This is a genomic window from Microbacterium sp. LWH10-1.2 (genome assembly GCF_038397765.1).
GTDB classification, from domain to species: domain Bacteria; phylum Actinomycetota; class Actinomycetes; order Actinomycetales; family Microbacteriaceae; genus Microbacterium; species Microbacterium natoriense.
Genome location: NZ_CP151638.1, coordinates 1,212,086 through 1,228,779 on the forward strand (window position 1 = coordinate 1,212,086; position 16,694 = coordinate 1,228,779).

The 16,694-nt window shown below is 70.3% G+C and carries 17 protein-coding genes and 1 tRNA gene; 13 read left to right on the plus strand and 5 right to left on the minus strand.

Annotation, left to right across the window (positions count from 1 at the left end; genetic code table 11):
• Positions 1 to 79: 79 nt before the first annotated feature.
• Positions 80 to 152: transfer RNA gene (locus MRBLWH10_RS05740), tRNA-Ala, on the minus strand.
• Positions 153 to 259: 107 nt separating this feature from the next.
• Between MRBLWH10_RS05740 and MRBLWH10_RS05745 the strand changes: the two genes are divergently transcribed.
• From MRBLWH10_RS05745 to MRBLWH10_RS05770, 6 genes are all read left to right on the plus strand, one after another.
• Positions 260 to 700 carry a GNAT family N-acetyltransferase gene (locus MRBLWH10_RS05745; protein WP_341941960.1) on the plus strand — a complete coding sequence of 147 codons (441 nt, stop codon included), beginning with the start codon at positions 260 to 262 and terminating at the stop codon, positions 698 to 700.
• Positions 701 to 734: 34 nt separating this feature from the next.
• Positions 735 to 1,808 carry an FAD-dependent oxidoreductase gene (locus tag MRBLWH10_RS05750; RefSeq protein ID WP_341942568.1) on the plus strand — a complete coding sequence of 358 codons (1,074 nt, stop codon included), beginning with the start codon at positions 735 to 737 and terminating at the stop codon, positions 1,806 to 1,808.
• Between the two features lie 46 nt (positions 1,809 to 1,854).
• Positions 1,855 to 2,646, plus strand: a complete 792-nt coding sequence (locus MRBLWH10_RS05755) for a hypothetical protein (RefSeq protein WP_341941961.1) — start codon at positions 1,855 to 1,857, stop codon at positions 2,644 to 2,646.
• A complete protein-coding gene (locus MRBLWH10_RS05760; RefSeq protein ID WP_341941962.1) occupies positions 2,643 to 3,170 on the plus strand; it encodes a hypothetical protein in 528 nt (175 codons plus the stop codon). The genes MRBLWH10_RS05755 and MRBLWH10_RS05760 overlap by 4 nt, the downstream gene beginning before the upstream one ends.
• A 28-nt stretch (positions 3,171 to 3,198) precedes the next feature.
• A complete protein-coding gene (locus MRBLWH10_RS05765) occupies positions 3,199 to 3,855 on the plus strand; it encodes an SDR family oxidoreductase (protein ID WP_341941963.1) in 657 nt (218 codons plus the stop codon).
• A gap of 182 nt (positions 3,856 to 4,037) precedes the next feature.
• On the plus strand, positions 4,038 to 5,057 hold the full coding sequence (locus MRBLWH10_RS05770) for a glycoside hydrolase family 3 N-terminal domain-containing protein (RefSeq protein WP_341941964.1): 1,020 nt from the start codon (positions 4,038 to 4,040) through the stop codon (positions 5,055 to 5,057).
• Here the strand turns inward: MRBLWH10_RS05770 and MRBLWH10_RS05775 are convergent.
• The 3 genes from MRBLWH10_RS05775 to MRBLWH10_RS05785 are packed head-to-tail and all read right to left on the minus strand — an operon-like array spanning position 5,035 to position 7,589.
• Entirely contained in the window at positions 5,035 to 5,886 is an 852-nt protein-coding gene (locus tag MRBLWH10_RS05775) for a 3-methyladenine DNA glycosylase (RefSeq protein WP_341941965.1), read from the minus strand. The genes MRBLWH10_RS05770 and MRBLWH10_RS05775 overlap by 23 nt on opposite strands.
• Position 5,887: 1 nt before the next feature.
• The gene (locus tag MRBLWH10_RS05780; RefSeq protein ID WP_341941966.1) at positions 5,888 to 6,913 is read right to left on the minus strand and encodes a phosphatase domain-containing protein; all 1,026 of its coding nucleotides are present in this window, start codon (positions 6,911 to 6,913) and stop codon (positions 5,888 to 5,890) included.
• Between the two features lie 4 nt (positions 6,914 to 6,917).
• Positions 6,918 to 7,589: a DedA family protein gene (locus MRBLWH10_RS05785; RefSeq protein ID WP_341941967.1), complete on the minus strand. Its 672-nt coding sequence runs from the start codon at positions 7,587 to 7,589 to the stop codon at positions 6,918 to 6,920.
• 41 nt (positions 7,590 to 7,630) lie between these two features.
• Here MRBLWH10_RS05785 and MRBLWH10_RS05790 point away from each other — a divergent pair, with 41 nt between their 5' ends.
• The 7 genes from MRBLWH10_RS05790 (at position 7,631) to MRBLWH10_RS05820 (ending at position 16,270) form a co-directional block, all read left to right on the plus strand.
• Positions 7,631 to 8,926: an anthranilate synthase component I family protein gene (locus tag MRBLWH10_RS05790; RefSeq protein WP_341941968.1), complete on the plus strand. Its 1,296-nt coding sequence runs from the start codon at positions 7,631 to 7,633 to the stop codon at positions 8,924 to 8,926.
• Positions 8,927 to 8,961: 35 nt separating this feature from the next.
• Entirely contained in the window at positions 8,962 to 11,538 is a 2,577-nt protein-coding gene (gene leuS / locus MRBLWH10_RS05795) for a leucine--tRNA ligase (protein ID WP_341941969.1), read from the plus strand.
• 93 nt (positions 11,539 to 11,631) lie between these two features.
• Complete coding sequence (locus MRBLWH10_RS05800; RefSeq protein WP_341941971.1) at positions 11,632 to 12,219, plus strand: ComEA family DNA-binding protein; 588 nt, start codon at positions 11,632 to 11,634, stop codon at positions 12,217 to 12,219.
• Complete coding sequence (locus MRBLWH10_RS05805) at positions 12,216 to 12,554, plus strand: hypothetical protein (RefSeq protein ID WP_341941972.1); 339 nt, start codon at positions 12,216 to 12,218, stop codon at positions 12,552 to 12,554. Before MRBLWH10_RS05800 ends, MRBLWH10_RS05805 begins: the two co-directional genes overlap by 4 nt.
• 150 nt (positions 12,555 to 12,704) lie before the next feature.
• Positions 12,705 to 14,528, plus strand: a complete 1,824-nt coding sequence (locus MRBLWH10_RS05810) for a ComEC/Rec2 family competence protein (protein WP_341941973.1) — start codon at positions 12,705 to 12,707, stop codon at positions 14,526 to 14,528.
• A gap of 9 nt (positions 14,529 to 14,537) precedes the next feature.
• Positions 14,538 to 15,581, plus strand: a complete 1,044-nt coding sequence (gene holA, locus MRBLWH10_RS05815; RefSeq protein WP_223586305.1) for a DNA polymerase III subunit delta — start codon at positions 14,538 to 14,540, stop codon at positions 15,579 to 15,581.
• Entirely contained in the window at positions 15,578 to 16,270 is a 693-nt protein-coding gene (locus tag MRBLWH10_RS05820; RefSeq protein ID WP_341941974.1) for a histidine phosphatase family protein, read from the plus strand. The genes holA and MRBLWH10_RS05820 overlap by 4 nt, the downstream gene beginning before the upstream one ends.
• An 80-nt stretch (positions 16,271 to 16,350) precedes the next feature.
• Here MRBLWH10_RS05820 and rpsT read toward each other — a convergent pair whose 3' ends face one another.
• On the minus strand, positions 16,351 to 16,611 hold the full coding sequence (gene rpsT, locus MRBLWH10_RS05825; protein WP_105674528.1) for a 30S ribosomal protein S20: 261 nt from the start codon (positions 16,609 to 16,611) through the stop codon (positions 16,351 to 16,353).
• Between the last annotated feature and the right edge of the window lie 83 nt (positions 16,612 to 16,694).

The window sequence follows — 16,694 nt, forward strand, 5'->3', positions numbered from 1 at the left end:
TTGATTGTGGGGAGTAAGCGGGGGCGAAAGGTCCCATTACAAACGGGAAAAGCCCCTGGCGAACCAGGGGCTTTCTCGGTGGACCTGAGGGGACTCGAACCCCTGACCCCCTGCATGCCATGCAGGTGCGCTACCAGCTGCGCCACAGGCCCATCTGCTTCCCCGAACCTTCCGGGGCAACTCGAAAAGCGTACTACAGGTGTCGGCATCAGCACCAATCCGGCGCTCGATCCCGGGCGCGTCGTTCTAGGCTGGGCGCATGACGAGCATCCACGCGATCACCCCGGCCGACTTCGACGAGTGGTTCGCGCTGTGGAATGGATACCTGACGTTCTACGAGTCCGATGTGGCGGGGGATATCTCGCGCACCACGTTCCGTCGGATCACCGAGGATCAGGAGCTGCACGGGGCGCTCGCACGCGACGACGAGGGTCGCGCGATCGGCCTGGTGCACTGGCTCACCCACGCGGCGACGTGGAGCCCCGCGGGCTACTACTACCTCGAAGACCTCTTCGTGGCTCCCGACGTCCGCGGCGGCGGAACGGGGCGCGCTCTCATCTCGCACGTGCAGGACTGGGCGCGGGCGCACGGCTCGTCCAAGGTGTACTGGCTCACGCAGGAGGGTAACACCACCGCTCGACGCCTCTACGACAGCGTCGCGACGCACACCGGCTACACCCACTACGAGATCGACCTCTAGGAACAACGCGGATGCTGTGGATGTTGACCCCGGCGTGAGCATCCTCGACAGTCTCGTGATCGGCGCCGGCCAGGCCGGCCTGTCGACGTCATACCATCTGACGCGCCTCGGCATCCGTCACGTCGTGCTCGACGCCGACGATGAGCCGGGCGGAGCGTGGAGGCACCGCTGGGACGCCCTGACGATGCGCGATGTGCACGGGGTGGCCGAGCTCCCCGGAGACACGCCGCCGCCGCGCGACGATCAGCGAGCAAACCAGGCGGTGCCCGCGTACTTCGCGGCGTACGAGCGGGCGCACGCACTGCCCGTCGTGCGACCGGTCCGAGTGGACCGCGTGCACGATGAGGGCGGCGTCCTCCTGGTCAGAGCTGGTGATCGCGAGTGGCGGACCCGCACGCTGGTGAACGCGACCGGCACGTGGAACCACCCGTTCCTGCCCCACTACCCGGGCATGGAGACCTTCCTCGGTGAGCAGCTGCACACCGTCGACTACCCCGGTCCCGCGCATTTTGTCGGCAGGCGCGTGCTGGTCGTCGGCGGGGGAGCGTCGGCGGTGCAGTTCCTCGGCGCGCTCGCCCCGCTCACCGACACCCTGTGGGCGACCCGTCGTGAGCCCGTCTGGCGCACCGACGACTTCACGCCGGAGGCCGGCGCCGCCGCTGTCGCCCTGGTGGAGCAGCGTGTGGCCCGCGGACTCCCGCCCGAGAGCGTCGTGAGCGTCACCGGCCTCATGCTGCGACCCCAGGAGCGTGAGGCCGAGAGGCTCGGCGCCTATGCGGCTCGACGCCCGATGTTCGAGCGCATCGAGCCGGACGGCGTTCGCTGGGCAGACGGATCCTTCGAGCGCGTCGACGTCATCCTCTGGGCGACGGGATTCCGGCCTGCGATCGGCCACCTCGCACCACTGCACCTGCGCTCTGCGGCGGGCGGCATCCAACTGGACCGCGGCGGTCGCGGCACGACGTCCGTGGCGGACCCCCGCGTGCAGCTCGTCGGCTACGGCCCCTCTGCGAGCACCATAGGCGCGAATCGCGCAGGGCGTTCCGCCGCGAAGGGCGTCCAGCGAGTGCTCATGGCGAAGCCGGCCGAGAGCACCACCGTGCGCTGACCCACGCGTCCCTGTACTTGTGGGCTCGCGCCGATATTCTGGGGCGATGCTGCGCATCGCGTTCCTGATCATCTGGCTGCTGCTGTCGGCCTGGCTCGTCGTGTGGACGGGTGAAGGGCTGTTCGGGGTGAACCAGCGCGAGTCGATCCTGCCCTTCTCGGGAGAGGACACGCTGGGAGGGCCGATCCTCATCGGGGTCGCCTGGGGCCTGATCCTCACGTTCGGGGGAACGATGTCGGGTCTCGGGCGCCGCAAGCGGGTGCGCGGCCACTCGCAGATCGGCGTCGGCCGCATCGTCGAGGTGACCCGCACCGGTCTCACGGTGAACGACGTGCCGCAGTACGACATCTTCATCCGCGTGGCGCCGGGCTCCGGTGGGGAGTTCGTCAGCCAGCTGCGGATGCTCGTCGACGCGACCGACGCCGGGAGCCTGCAGGTGGGCCAGCCTATCCCGGTCCGCTACAGCCTCACCGACCAGGACACCGTCGAACTGGCGGACATGACCGATCCCGTCGTGCGCGAGGCGATGCTGACGTGGCGTATCGAGCGCGGGCTCCTCGACCCGCGTCTTGTGCGGGCGCGGACGACTGGCACGCAGGTCCCGGCATCCGTCCTGGCGATGCGGCCCACCGGCCGACGCCTCGAAGGGCAGAGCGAGCTCGCGCTCACGGTGCTGATGGCTCCGGAGGGCGCGGCGACCTGGGAGGCCGACACCACCGCGTTCGTCTACCCCGAGGCGCTGTCGCACTTCCAGGTCGGCGCGCCCCTGTGGGCGTTCTACCGCCGGGAGGATCCGCAGACCGTGGCGGTCACCGTCGAGAAGGAGGCGGGGCGATGAACGTGCTGGACACGCTGATCTGGCTGGTGAACTTCCCGGCATCCCACGGCTACGCGATGGTGTTCATCGCGGGGTTCTCGATCCTCGGCCTCTTCGCCATGTCGGTGAGCGGTGCGAGCCCGGTGAGCGCGCTGCGCCGGGTCAGGGAGCGCGAAGGGCTGCTGCAGGATCAGCGCCCTCCCCGTGGTCGCACCTGGGGTCGCGTCACGAGGATCGCGTTCCGCATCCTCGCCTTCCTGATGCTCGCGAACCTCGTGATCGGCATCCTGAGCCTCACCGGAGTGCCGGTGACCCGGGCCTACATCTACGAGCACGGCGAGACCGCGCAGGCGACGAGAGACGGCGACTGGGTGACCTTCACGGCATCCAATGGGGTCGAGTACACGCTGGAGAGCAACTTCTTCACGCCCGCCGTGTACCCCGACCGCGACGTCTACCTCCCCTCCGGGGAACCGGTCACTGTGCGATACCTGCCCGGCCATCCTCAGGCGTTCGTGATCGACAGCGCGAGAGGGCAGCGCTGACGTCGGAACACGAGCGTAGGGTGAGAGCATGCCTCGCGTCATCGTCTTCGGCGGCCACGGCCGTATCGCGCTCCTGCTCGCACCACTCCTCGTCGCCCGCGGCGACGAGGTGACCTCCGTCATCCGGAATCCCGACCATGTCGCAGAGGTCGAGGCCGGGGGAGCGCACGCCCTCGTCGCCGACGTCGAGACCCTCGACACGGCAGCCCTGACAGAGCTCATCCGCGGGCACGACGCCGTCGTCTGGTCGGCCGGCGCCGGCGGAGGCGATCCGCAGCGCACCTACGCCGTCGACCGCGACGCGGCGATCCGCACGATGGATGCGGCGGCCATCGCCGGGGTGCGCCGATACGTGATGGTGTCCTGGCTCGGGTCGACCGCCGATCACGGCGTCCCCGAGGGAGCGGACTTCTTCCCCTACGCCGACGCGAAGTGGGCGGCAGACGAGCACCTCCGCGGCACCGAGCTGGAGGGCACGATCCTCGCCCCTGGCACGCTGACGTTCGACGAACCCACAGGGCGGATCCGGATCGATCCTGATGGCCGAGGGGCGGTGTCTCGGGCCGACGTCGCCACGGTGATCGCCGAGGCCCTCTCCGACATGTCGACGATCGGCCGCACGATCCGCTTCGGCAACGGCACCCCCGAGGCCTCGGCGCCGATCGTCGAGGCGCTGTCGAGCTGATGCGCGTGCGGCGCGCCCGGTGGCTCTCGGTCGCGGCGGCGATCGTGCTCACGGGGCTGTGCACTCCGGTGCTCGGTGCCGCCGCCTCTTCGCCTCTACCCGCGACGACGGCTCCGCCCTCCGCTGTGTCTGTGCCGTCAGAGGATGGTCCCGACGCGGATGCCGCTCGGACGGTCGCGGGCATGACCACCGCCGAGCAGGCGGCGAGCGTCGTCATGGGGCACATCCCCTCGACGGATGCCGCCGCGCTGACCGCCTACATGTCGCAGGGCCTCGGCGGGTTCATCCTGATGGGTGCGAACATCCCCGCGACCTCCGCCGAGCTGGAGACGCTGACGGCTGCTCTCGTCGTCGATCCGTCGCGGCCGCCGCTCATCGCCGTGGACCAGGAGGGAGGTCTGGTCTCCCGTCTGCCGGCCGACGGCTACGCGTCGTCCCGGACGCTGAAGGGCCTCCCCGTGGAGGCGACCTCCGCCGCGTTCTCCGCCCGAGGCGCTCTCGTCGCCCAGTCGGGCATCGACGTGGACTTCGGCACGATCGCCGACGTGACCGCCGACCCCTCGTCGTTCATCTACGGGCGCGCGCTCGGCACGGATCCCCAGGGCGCCGCGGAGAGGGTCGCCGCGGCGACGACCGCCCAGGAGTCGTTCGTCGCGTCGACCCTGAAGCACTTCCCGGGGCATGGGGCGGCTCCCGGTGACTCGCATCACGCCATCCCCACGACCGACGAGAGCCTCGAGCAGTGGCGCGCATCCGACGCCCTGCCCTTCATCGCCGGCGTCAACGCGGGGGCGTCCCTGCTCATGTTCGGGCACCTGGCCTACACCGCAGTCGACGCCGCGCCGGCTTCCCTCTCGGCGCGCTGGCATGAGATCGCCCGTGACGAGCTGGGTTTCCGCGGGGTGATCGTGACCGACGATCTCGGGATGCTGCAGTCCTCCGGCATCCCCGAGTACCGTGATCCCGTCGCCAACGCTGTGGCGGCCCTCGCGGCGGGCAACGACCTCGTGCTGATGGTCGCGGGCTCCACACCCGAGACCGCGGGGCAGATGGTCGCGGGCATCGTCGCCGCCGTCGAGAGCGGCGCGCTCTCCGCAGAGCGCCTCGCCGACGCCGCGACGCGCGTGCTGGCCCTGCGCCTGCGACTGTCGGCGACGTCGGCCGACTGGACGCTGTGCCCTACGTGCGAACCGGTGAGCTGAGCCAGGCGTCGAGAAGGGCCGAGCGCAGCGCAGCGCCGCGCTCGGCGAATCCGCGCTGGCGTCGCACGTACTCGGCCTTGCCCTCGGCGGTCTCGACGGGCACGGGCACGACATCCCACGCCGACAGATCGTACGGGGCGGCCTCCATGTCGAGGAGCCGGATGTCGCGGGCGAGCTCGAACGCGTCGAGCAGCAGCTCTCCGGGGATGAGAGGCCCGAGCTTCATGGCCCACTTGTACAGGTCCATCCCGGCGTGCAGGCACCCCGGCTGCTCGAAGAGCGGCTGATCCTCGCGGGTGAGCGATCTGCGGTTCCGCGGTACGGCCTCGGGGGTGAAGAACCGGAACGCGTCGAAGTGCGTGCAGCGCAGATCGTGGTTCTCGACGACGGCATCCGTTCCCGCCTGTCCGAGTCGCAGCGGCACGGGGTGCCGGTGCTCGTTCTGTCGGTAGACCATCGCCCACTCGTGCAGCCCGAAGCAGCCGAACTGGCCGGGGCGTGATGCAGTGCGACGCAGCATCCGCTCGATGAGGGCCGCGAGCTCCGGCTTGTCGGCCGCGAAGGCGGACGCGTCCGGCGTCAGACCCGTTCCCGCGGGGGTATACCACCGCCAGCCGGTGCGCTCGGGGGCGTCGTCGATGACGACGCCGGCCCCGGGGTGCCAGCGACGCAGCTGCGCGGGCTTGTAGGCATAGTACGTGAAGAGGAAGTCCCACACCGGGTGCTTCTCGCGACGAGACGCGCGATCGCGGTGCGCCGCGGTGAGGGCGTCCGCTCTCCGCTGGTGCGCCTGTTCGCGCTCCGTCCACTCGGACCGGGTGAGGGACATGTCAGTGCAGGATGCCGGCTTCGCCGAGCAGATCGCGCAGACCGGCGCCGTCCTCAGCGCTCACCCAGGGTGCGACGTGCTCGGAGTGCTCCTCCTTGCCGGTGCGTCCTCCGGCGAGGACCGCCTCGGCGGGGAGGAGTCGACGGATCGCGACGCCGGCGACGGAGTCGGGGTGCTCGTCCATGAACTCGGAGTAGATGGACTCGTCATGCTGCCCGTCGTCGCCGATGAGCAGCCACTGCACATGGGGGAACTCGGCGGCCAGACGGCGCAGATTGGTGAGCTTGTGCTCGCGCCCGCTGCGGAACCACCGGTCGTGCGTCGGACCCCAGTCGGTGAGCAGCATCGAGCCCGTCGGGAACAGATGACGCCCGAGAAAGCGGGTGAGCGTCGGAGCGACGTTCCAGGCACCGGTGGAGAGGTAGACCATGGGGGCGCCGGGATGCTGGCGCAGCAGCTGGTCGAGCAGCACCGCCATGCCCGGTACGGGGAGGCGGGCGTGCTCGTCGACGACGAAGGAGTTCCACGCGGCGATGAACGGGCGGGGGAGCGCGGTGACCATGACGGTGTCGTCCACGTCGGACACGACGCCGAAGCGGGTCTCCTCCCCGACGATGAACGCGGTGGCGTCGACAGGAGACTGCCCCTCGACGGAGACGGTGAACGTCTGCCAGCCGGCGGGGAGGTCGGCGTCGATGACGGCGTCGATCACGCCGCCGCGGTCGGCCACCACGTCATGGGTCGCGTCTCCGATCCGCACCGTGACCTTCGCGAAGCTCACGGGGATGCTGACGAAGCTGCGCCAGCCGCGGACGCTCGCCGGTTCGCCGTCTCGTGTGCGGCGCTGCGGCGGGACGATGAGCACCCGCCCGACCACACGAACCCAGCCGGGACCCCCGTAGCCGGGGAACGGGACGATCGTGGCGGTGCGTCCCCGACGGCGCGCTCGGCCCTCTCGCCACACGTGGAAGCGGTGCTCGAGACGGGCGAACCAGTGGATCCTGGGGGCCGGGGGTGCAGAGGCCATTGCCTCAGTCTTTCACGTCGGCGCCCGCGTCCGCTTCCGTGGTGTCGAGGTGACGCGCCTCGAGACGGGTCAGCACCTTCTTGCCCACGACGATGAGTGCGAGGAACAGCGCGATGACGCCGACGAAGATGTACCCCGCGAAGTGCACGCGGTCGACCATCTCGCGGAAGCTCCCCGCGGCGAGGGAGGTCACGCTCACATAGGCCGTCGCCCACAGCAGGCAGGCCGGCGCGGTCCACGCGAGGAAGCGCCGATAGGAGTAGCCGCTCATCCCCACGGTGAGCGGCACCAGCGAGTGCAGCACGGGAAGGAAGCGGGAGAGGAAGATCGCGATGCCTCCACGGCGGGCGAGATAGGTCTCCGCCCTGACCCAGTTGTGCTCGCCGACCTTCCTGCCGACCCAGGACGTGCGGATGTGCGGACCGAGCCAGCGGCCCAGCACGAAGCCGATGCTCTCGCCGATCAGCGCGCCCACCACGACGGCGATCACCATGGCGACGGCTTCGGTAGGGCTGGAGACGCCCATCGACGCGATGATCACCACGGTGTCTCCGGGGAAGATGAGCCCGATGAGGATGCTCGTCTCGAGCATGACCGCCAGCCCCGCGATCAGGGTGCGTGCGACCGGATCGATCGACTGCACGGTGTCGAGAAGCCAGAGCAGGAACCCATCCATGTCATGAGAGTACGGGAGGCACCGGGATCTAGGCTGGAAAGGTGCCCGAACGACTGACCGCCCGAGCGCTGCCCGGCGACGCGGATCCGGCGGCCCTCTTCCTCGCGCTCGAAGCCGTGTGCCCAGATGTCTTCTGGCTCGACGCCGGCGCTGCGGCGCAGGAGGGCTGGAGCTTCGTCGGAACGGGTGGGGTCTCATCACTGCCCGACGCCGTGCGGGTGGACGGTGCTGCGGCCTCCGGCATCCCCTTCCAGGGCGGGTGGGTCGGATGGTGCGACTACGAGTCCGGTGCGCGCACGGCGGGGGCCCCGACGGCGGACGCCGAGGGCGACGCGTGGCTGCGGGTGACCAGGGCCGCAGCCTTCGAGCACGCCACGGGGCGGGTCTGGGCGCTCGCCGACGATGAGAACCTCGACGAGTGGTCGGCGTTCGTGTCGGAGCGCAGGACGTCGCCGCCCGTTCCCCCTGTCTCGGTGGCGCCGCGCATGGCCGAGGCCCGGCACACCCCTGGCGAGTACGCGGACCTCATCGAGCAGTGCCGAGAGCTCATCAGAGCCGGCATCGCGTATCAGCTGTGCCTCACCACGCGCTTCACCGTCAGGGGACCGCAGGACGAGGTCGGCTCCTACCTGCGGCTGCGTGCCGCGACGCCCGCCCACCACGGCGGGTTCCTGCGGATCGGCGGGCGTGCCCTGCTGAGCGCCAGTCCCGAGCAGTTCCTCCACGCGAGCGGCGGAGTCATCCGCACCAGGCCGATCAAGGGCACCCGCCCGCGCAGCGCCGATCCGGAGACGGATGCCGCGCTCGCCGCGGAGCTGCAGGCAGACCCCAAGGAGCGCGCCGAGAACGTCATGATCGTCGACCTCATGCGCAACGATCTCTCGCGCGTGTGCGAGCCGGGGTCGATCCGCGTCGACGGGCTGTGGGTCGTGGAGAGCTATCCGGCGGTGCACCAGCTCGTCAGCACGGTGAGCGGAACCGCGGCCGCGGGCACCACGGTCGGCGACCTGCTGGCCGCGACGTTCCCCGCCGGCAGCATGACCGGTGCGCCCAAGCTCTCCGCCATGACCCGGCTGCACGACCTCGAAGGCGGACCCCGCGGCGTCTACGCGGGGTGCTTCGGCTACGTCGGCGTGAACGGCGACGTCGACCTCGCGATGGTCATCCGCAGCATCCTGATCGATGACGAGCAGGCGGTGGTCGGCGCGGGCGGCGGGATCACCTGGCGCTCCGTCGCGGCATCCGAGGTGGCGGAGGTGGCGACCAAGGCGCGAGCCCCGCTGGCGGCCCTCGGCGCGGAAACGCCCGCGCTCTGGGGTTCCGATATCCTGAACTGATCCCGCTTTTTGTTCAGATTGGTTGTGCGTTCGTTTTGACTGAGAACTTCTCCACCGTTCCCGCCGACGACGAGGTCTCCTCGGCGCACGCCATCCAGGCCAAGTGGCAGAAGTACTGGGCCGACAACGAGACGTTCCTCACCGGCGGCGACGACGACACGCGTCCCCGTCGGTACGTGCTGGCGATGTTCCCCTACCCCTCCGGCGACCTGCACATGGGGCACGCGGAGAATTACCTGTACTCCGACATCGTGGCGCGTTTCTGGCGTCACCGCGGACACAACGTCCTGAACCCGATCGGGTGGGACTCCTTCGGCCTGCCCGCCGAGAACGCGGCCATCCGCAGGGGCGCTGACCCCAAGGAGTGGACCTACCAGAACATCGCCCAGCAGAAGACGGGCTTCCAGGCCTACGGCGTCTCGTTCGACTGGAGCCGTGTGCTGCACACCTCCGACCCCGAGTACTACCGCTGGAACCAGTGGCTGTTCCTGAAGCTGTACGAGCGGGGTCTGGCGTACCGCAAGAAGAGCCCGGTGAACTGGTGCCCCAACGACCAGACGGTGCTCGCGAACGAGCAGGTCGTCGACGGACGCTGCGAGCGCTGCGGCGCCGAGGTCGTCAAGAAGAAGCTCACGCAGTGGTACTTCCGCATCACCGACTACGCCGACCGCCTGCTAGACGACCTGAACCAGCTGGAGGGCTTCTGGCCGTCGAAGGTGCTGCAGATGCAGCGCAACTGGATCGGCCGCTCCGTCGGCGCCGACGTCGACTTCCGCATCGAGGGTCGTGACGAGCCGGTCACGGTGTTCTCCACGCGCCCCGACACGCTGCACGGCGCGACGTTCTTCGTCGTCGCCCCCGACGGCGACCTGGCCGCCGAGCTGGCCGCCGAGGCGCCCGACGAGGTGCGCGAGCGCTTCCAGGGCTACCTGACCGAGGTGCAGAAGACCACCGACATCGATCGTCAGGCGACCGACCGCCCGAAGACCGGCGTGTTCCTGGAGCGCTACGCGATCAACCCGGTCAACGGCGAGAAGCTGCCGATCTGGGCCGCCGACTACGTGCTGGCCGACTACGGCCACGGCGCCGTCATGGCCGTGCCTGCGCACGACCAGCGTGACCTCGACTTCGCCCGCGAGTTCGGCCTGCCGATCAAGGTCGTCGTCGACACCACCGCTCCCATCACCGGCGCGATGCCCGTCATCGAGGTCGATGAGGACGGCGTGCCGATCGACACGATGCCCTCGCTCGACGACCAGCACCCGTCCGTCACCGGCACGGCGCTGACCGGCGAGGGCCGCATGATCAACTCCGGCGAGCTGAACGGACTGTCCAAGCGCAACGCGATCGCCCGCGCGATCGAGCAGCTCGAGGCATCAGGAACCGGCCGCGCCGCGAAGAACTACCGTCTGCGCGACTGGCTGATCTCCCGCCAGCGCTTCTGGGGCACGCCGATCCCGATGCTGCACGCCGACGACGGCCGCATCATCCCGGTCCCCGAGGACCAGCTCCCCGTGAAGCTGCCCAGCGTCGAGGGTCTCGACCTGTCGCCGAAGGGCGCGTCGCCGCTGGGCGCCGCCGAGGGGTGGGTGCGCACGGTCGACCCGGAGTCCGGCGACCCCGTGCTGCGCGATCCCGACACGATGGACACCTTCGTCGACAGCTCGTGGTACTTCCTGCGCTTCCTGTCTCCGAACAGCGACACCGTGGCGTTCGACCCCAAGCAGGCATCCCGCTGGGCGCCGGTGGACTCCTACATCGGCGGTGTCGAGCACGCCATCCTGCACCTGCTGTACGCGCGGTTCATCACGAAGGTCCTCTTCGACATGGGGCTCATCGACTTCACCGAGCCGTTCTCGAACCTGATCAACCAGGGCATGGTCATCCTCAACGGCACCAAGATGTCGAAGAGCAAGGGCAACCTGGTCCTCTTCCAGGAGGAGCTCGACGCGCACGGCGCCGACGCGCTGCGCGTCGGCCTGGCCTTCGCCGGCCCCGTGGAGGACGACAAGGACTGGGCGGACGTCTCGACGACGGGCGCGCAGAAGTTCCTGGCGCGCGCCATGCGCATCGCCGGCGAGGTCTCGAGCCCCGTGGACGTCGTGTTCGACGGCGGGGACGCCGCGCTGCGCCGTGCCACGCACAAGCTGCTGTCCGAGGCGCCGGCCCTCGTCGAGCAGACGAAGTTCAACGTGCTGGTCGCCCGGCTGATGGAGCTGGTGAACGTCACCCGCAAGACGATCGACGGCGCCGCGGGCGCCGCCGACCCCGCCGTGCGCGAGGCCGCCGAGACCATCGCCGTGATGCTCGACCTCATCGCCCCGCACACCGCGGAGGAGATGTGGGAGATCCTCGGTCATGAGCCCTCCGTCGGTCTGGTGACCTGGCGCTCGGCGGACTCGGCGCTGCTCGTCGAGGACACGGTCACGGCCGTGGTCCAGGTGGGCGGCAAGGTGCGCGCCCAGCTCGAGGTGCCCGCCCGTATCGGCGAGGCCGAGCTCGAGGCCCTGGCCCGCGCCGACGAGCGCGTGATCCGATCGATCGGCGACAGGGAGATCGTGAAGGTCGTCGTGCGAGCCCCGAAGATCGTCAGCATCGTCGTCAAGGGCTGAGAGCTCGTCCACAGTCCGCCGGGGTCGGCGGCTTGTCCACCGGCCCCGGTCTCACGGCTCCTGAGCATCCGTCCACGCCCCTAGCGTGGTCGGATGCCGCAACCGACGTCGTCCTCCGCACCACGCACGCTCCGACTGAGCATCGGCGCCGCCGTCGTGCTCGGTCTCGTCGTGCTGTCGGCCGCGGTGGGCCTCGGGATCATGCGGGGTCAGGCCGCGCCGACGGAGTTCGTTCCGGTCGCCGATGCATCCGCCGCGCCGTCCGGCGACCTCTACGTGCACGTGCTGGGGGCGGTGCAGAGCCCTGGACTGTACGTGCTGGATCTGGATTCGCGGGTGGTCGATGCCGTGGCGGCCGCCGGGGGAACGACCGACCAGGCCGACCTCGCCGCCGTCAACCTCGCCAGGGTGCTCGCAGACGGGGAGCAGATCGTGGTGCCCTCGATCGGAGCGGGCGTCGAGGCTGGTGCCCCTGCGGCGCCGACCGATGACCGCATCGATCTGAACACGGCCGACCAGACCGCGCTGGAGACGCTGCCGCGGATCGGCCCTGCGCTGGCCGAGCGCATCATCTCCTGGAGGGAGGAGAACGGGCGATTCGGCTCGGTCGACGACCTGCTGGCGGTACCGGGGATCGGAGAGAAGCTGCTCGCCGGCATCCGCGAGGGAGTCCGAGTGTGAGGCGCGACCTGCGGCTGCTGCCGGTGGCGGGTGCGACGTGGGGAGCGGCACTCCTCGGAGTGTTCGCGCCGGAGGCCGCACCCTGGGTCGCCGGAGGAGGTGTGCTCGCGGCTGTCATCGCGGTGGTGTTCGGATCGGTGCGCTCCTCGGCGAGCGGATCGGGTCTGTCGGCCGTCGTCCTCTCCGCAGCGGCGGCCGCGTCGCTGGCGGTGTGCGTCGCTTTTCCGGCCAGGGACGCCGCCGGCGCATGGGACGGCAGGTTCATCGAGGTGACCTGCGAGATCACGTCCTCCGCGTCGGTGGGTCGCGACGGGCGGCTGTGGGTGGAGGCCTAGCTCACGGGCATCGGGTCACCGGGCGACGTGCGGCCTGCGTCAACGCCGGTGCGGCTCGGTCTCGATCCCGGGGAGGGATATGACCTCGGCGCCGCCGTCCGCATACGGGGAGAGGCCGCATCGACCGACCCGGGGGAGCGCGGAGCGCTCGTGGTGTTCTCGAGCTCCGCCGCGATCGAACGTCCGGCCGTGGGGATCTTCGCGGTCGCTGCGGGCGCCAGGCACGAGTTCATCGCGAGGTCGACGCGGCTGCCGGAGCCCGGAGCAGGGCTGCTGCCCGGCCTGGCCGTGGGGGACACGAGGGCGGTCGGCGCCGAGCTGAACGACGACATGCGGATCAGCGGGCTGAGCCACCTCACCGCGGTGTCGGGAGCCAACTGCGCGATCGTGGTCGGTGCCGCGTTCTGGCTGGTGGCGCTGTGCGGGGGAGGGCGGAGGCTGCGCGTGGTCCTCGCGGCGATCGCGCTGGCCGGTTTCGTCGTGCTCGTCACACCCGAGCCGAGCGTTGTCAGAGCGGCCGTCATGGCGGGCGCGGCCATGCTGTCGGTGCTGCTGGGGCGGCCAAGCGCGGGGGCGGGGCTCCTCGCTCTCTGCGCGAGCGCGATCCTGATCGTCGATCCCTGGCTCGCGGCGACACCGGGGTTCGCGCTGTCGGTGGCGGCCTCCGGCGCTCTCATCCTGCTCGCGCCCCCGCTCGCGAGAGGAATGGCGCGATGGATGCCGCAGCCCCTCGCTCTGGCCATCGGCGTGCCGCTCTCGGCGCAGCTCGTCTGCGCCCCGATCATCGCCCTGTTCGCAGAGCAGCAGTCGCTCGTCGGCGTCGTGGCGAACATGATCGCCGAACCCGCGGCTCCCATCGCCACCGTGGTCGGGCTGCTCGCCTGTCTCGCCGCGCCGCTGCCGTTCCTGGCCGACGTGCTCGCGGCGTCGGCCTGGCTTCCCGCCGCGTGGATCGCCGCCACAGCCGAAGTGAGCGCCGAACTGCCTCTCGCCCAGGTGCCGCTCGTGCCCGGCATCGGCAGCGCCCTGCTCGTCGCCGTCCTCAGCGCGGCAGCGGCCCTGCTGCTGGTCCGGCCGAAGGAGAGGGTTGCGCTCATACGGCCGGTGCGCTGGGCACGAGCCACGGCGGCCGTCGTGATCGTCGTCGCCGTCGCGCTGGGCGGAGCACAGGTTCTGCTCCGCGGACCGCTCGCGACGGCGACGAGCCCCGACGGGTGGGCGATCGCCGCGTGCGACATCGGACAGGGCGATGCTCTCGTCGTCCGATCGGCGGGTAGGACGGCGCTGATCGACACGGGCCCCGATCCCGACCTGCTCGGGGATTGCCTGCGCTCTCTCGGCGTCGAGCGCGTCGACCTGCTCGTGCTCACGCACTTCGATCTCGACCATGTCGGAGGCGTCGATGTCGTGCAGGGCCGGGTGGACCGGGTACTGCACGGACCGTCCGATGCGCCTGACGACGTGCGCCTGCTCCAGCGCCTGGCCGCAGGAGGCGCCCATCTCGTCGACGCGGCGTCCGGCCTCGAGGGAATGCTCGGCGACGCATCGTGGCGCGTGCTCTGGCCGCAGCGGGCTTCGTCGGCCTTCCCCGCCGGCAACGACTCCAGCGTCGTCGTCGAGTTCGGAGGCGGTGGAGTGCCGCGATCGCTGTTCCTCGGCGATCTCTCGGCGGAGTCGCAGCGGATGCTGCAGCGCACGGCGCATCTCGGCTCGGACATGACCGTCGTGAAGGTCGCGCATCACGGAAGCGCCGATCAGGACGCCGGGCTGTACGAGGCGCTGAGGCCCGCCGTCGCCGTGATCAGCGTCGGGGAGGGGAACGACTACGGGCACCCGAGAGCGGAGATCCTCGCGATCCTGCAGGCCGTCGGGGCGCACGTCCTGCGCACCGATCAGCGGGGCCGCATCCTGATCGGCATGAAGGACGGCGCCGTCGAGGTCTGGACCGAGAGGAGCGTCGGCGGCCCCGGGTAGGCTGGAAACATGGCAGCTTCGCGTACTCCGGCCCGTGGGGGCGCCAAGCCCACCAAGATCCGTCAGGTGCCGTGGCGCGAGCCGCAACCGGCCCCGGTCGTGCTGGTCTTCGGTCCGGAGGAGGTCTGCGCCGAGCGCGCGATCGCCGGTGTGCGCGACTACCTGCGGGCGGAAGATCCCGCGCTCGAGGTCAGCGATGTCCGTGCCGACGACTATGCCCCCGGCACGCTGCTCTCCCTCACCTCGCCCTCGCTGTTCGGCGAGCCTCGGCTGGTGCGGGTGTCAGGGGTGGAGAAGTGCTCGGATGCGTTCCTGCAGGAGGCCGTGTCGTATCTCGACCACCCGCAGGAGGGCGCCACGGTCATCCTCCGACACACCGGCGCGAGCGTGCGGGGCAAGAAGCTCCTCGACGCCCTCCGCGCCGGCACGGGCGACGGCATCGAGATCGCCTGCCCCGCGATCAAGCGCGACGGCGACAGAGCCGACTTCGCGGCGGGGGAGTTCAAAGCCGCGAAGAAGCGCATCGCCCCGCCGGCGCTGCGTGCGCTGGTCTCCGCCTTCTCCGACGATCTGACCGAGCTCGCGGCGGCGTGCCAGCAGCTGATCGGTGACGTCGAGGGCGACGTCACCGAAGACGTCGTCACCAAGTACTACGGCGGGCGCGTGGAGGTCTCGGCCTTCGTGGTCGCCGACACCGCCATCTCCGGACGATACGGAGAGGCGCTGGTCTCGCTGCGTCATGCCCTGGCCTCCGGCGCCGACCCTGTTCCGATGGTCGCCGCCTTCGCGATGAAGCTGCGCACCATGGCTCGTGTGGCAGGCAACCGCGAGCCCAGCCGTCAGCTCGCCCAGCGGCTCGGCATGAAGGACTGGCAGGTCGACAGGGCGCGTCGCGATCTCGCGGGGTGGAACGAGCGGTCGCTCGGCATGGCCATCCAGGCGACCGCGCGAGCGGATGCCGAGGTGAAGGGCGCCGCGCGCGACCCGATCTTCGCGCTGGAACGCATGGTCACCGTCATCGCGACCCGCCAGCCGTTCGGAGAAGACGCATGAGACTCATCCTCATCCGCCATGGACAGACGCCGAGCAACGTCATCGGCGCTCTCGACACCGGCCGCCCCGGGCCCGGTCTCACGTCTCTGGGAGCGCTGCAGGCTGCGGCGATCCCGGCGGCTCTCGCAGACGAGGCGATCGATGCCGTCTACATCTCTCCGCTGACCCGCACCGGGCTCACGGCTGCACCGCTCGCGGCTGCCCGCGGGCTCACCCCAGAGGTGGTCGAGGGGCTCGAGGAGATCAGCGCGGGCCGGTGGGAGATGCGCAGCGATCGGGAGGCCGTGCAGGCCTACGTCGGCGCGGCGCGGCGCTGGCTGACCGGGGACCCGGAGTTCGCGATCGAGGGCGGAGAGAGCGGTACGCAGTTCTTCGACCGTTACGACGCGGCCATCGCGCGAGTGGCACGGGAGAACGTCGACGGTGCAGCGGTCGTGGTCAGTCACGGTGCGGCGATCCGCGTCTGGGCGGCTGCGCGGGTGGGCGGTGTCGATCTCGAGGACGCCGTGCACTGGCGCCTCTACAACACGGGCATGTGCATGCTGGACGGCGATCCCGATGCAGGGTGGAGGCTCATCCGGTGGCAGCAGGAGCCGTTGGGCGGACTCGATCTCGAAGACGCCCTCGCACAGGACGTTCCGGCCGCGCCGGTCGGAGAGCCGGGGGAGCCGATCGCCACCGCTCCGTGACATCCCCGTCACACGAAGCACCTCCCCTCGCACGAAGAAGGCCCGTCTCGAAAGAGACGGGCCTTCTTCAGAAGCGGGGCTCAGAGAGCGGCAACCTGCTTGGCGATGGCCGACTTGCGGTTCGCAGCCTGGTTCTGGTGGATGACACCCTTGCTGACGGCCTTGTCGAGCTTGCGGGAAGCGGTCTTCAGCGCGGCCTCGGCAGCAGCCTTGTCGCCGCTGGCGACGGCGGCGCGGGTGGCGCGGACGTGCGTCTTCAGCTCGCTCTTCACGGCCTTGTTGCGCTCGTGAGCCTTCTCGTTGGTCTTGTTGCGCTTGATCTGCGACTTGATGTTTGCCACGTGTGGACGCTTTCTGTACAGGAGTTGTTTCGGAAATGCCGGCCGGAGAAGAGGGCTCCTGCGCGACGGTCGTGAGGGAAGAA

Excerpts from the sequence above, each read along its gene's own strand:
- MRBLWH10_RS05755 (WP_341941961.1), top strand. The coding sequence starts at position 1,855 with ATGCTGCGCATCGCGTTCCTGATCATCTGGCTGCTGCTGTCGGCCTGG.
- MRBLWH10_RS05760 (WP_341941962.1), top strand. The coding sequence starts at position 2,643 with ATGAACGTGCTGGACACGCTGATCTGGCTGGTGAACTTCCCGGCATCC.
- MRBLWH10_RS05770 (WP_341941964.1), top strand. The coding sequence starts at position 4,038 with ATGACCACCGCCGAGCAGGCGGCGAGCGTCGTCATGGGGCACATCCCC.
- holA (WP_223586305.1), top strand. The coding sequence starts at position 14,538 with ATGGCAGCTTCGCGTACTCCGGCCCGTGGGGGCGCCAAGCCCACCAAG.
- MRBLWH10_RS05820 (WP_341941974.1), top strand. The coding sequence starts at position 15,578 with ATGAGACTCATCCTCATCCGCCATGGACAGACGCCGAGCAACGTCATC.
- MRBLWH10_RS05780 (WP_341941966.1), bottom strand. The coding sequence starts at position 6,913 with ATGGCCTCTGCACCCCCGGCCCCCAGGATCCACTGGTTCGCCCGTCTC.
- MRBLWH10_RS05745 (WP_341941960.1), top strand. The coding sequence starts at position 260 with ATGACGAGCATCCACGCGATCACCCCGGCCGACTTCGACGAGTGGTTC.
- MRBLWH10_RS05800 (WP_341941971.1), top strand. The coding sequence starts at position 11,632 with ATGCCGCAACCGACGTCGTCCTCCGCACCACGCACGCTCCGACTGAGC.
- MRBLWH10_RS05765 (WP_341941963.1), top strand. The coding sequence starts at position 3,199 with ATGCCTCGCGTCATCGTCTTCGGCGGCCACGGCCGTATCGCGCTCCTG.
- MRBLWH10_RS05785 (WP_341941967.1), bottom strand. The coding sequence starts at position 7,589 with ATGGATGGGTTCCTGCTCTGGCTTCTCGACACCGTGCAGTCGATCGAT.
- MRBLWH10_RS05775 (WP_341941965.1), bottom strand. The coding sequence starts at position 5,886 with ATGTCCCTCACCCGGTCCGAGTGGACGGAGCGCGAACAGGCGCACCAG.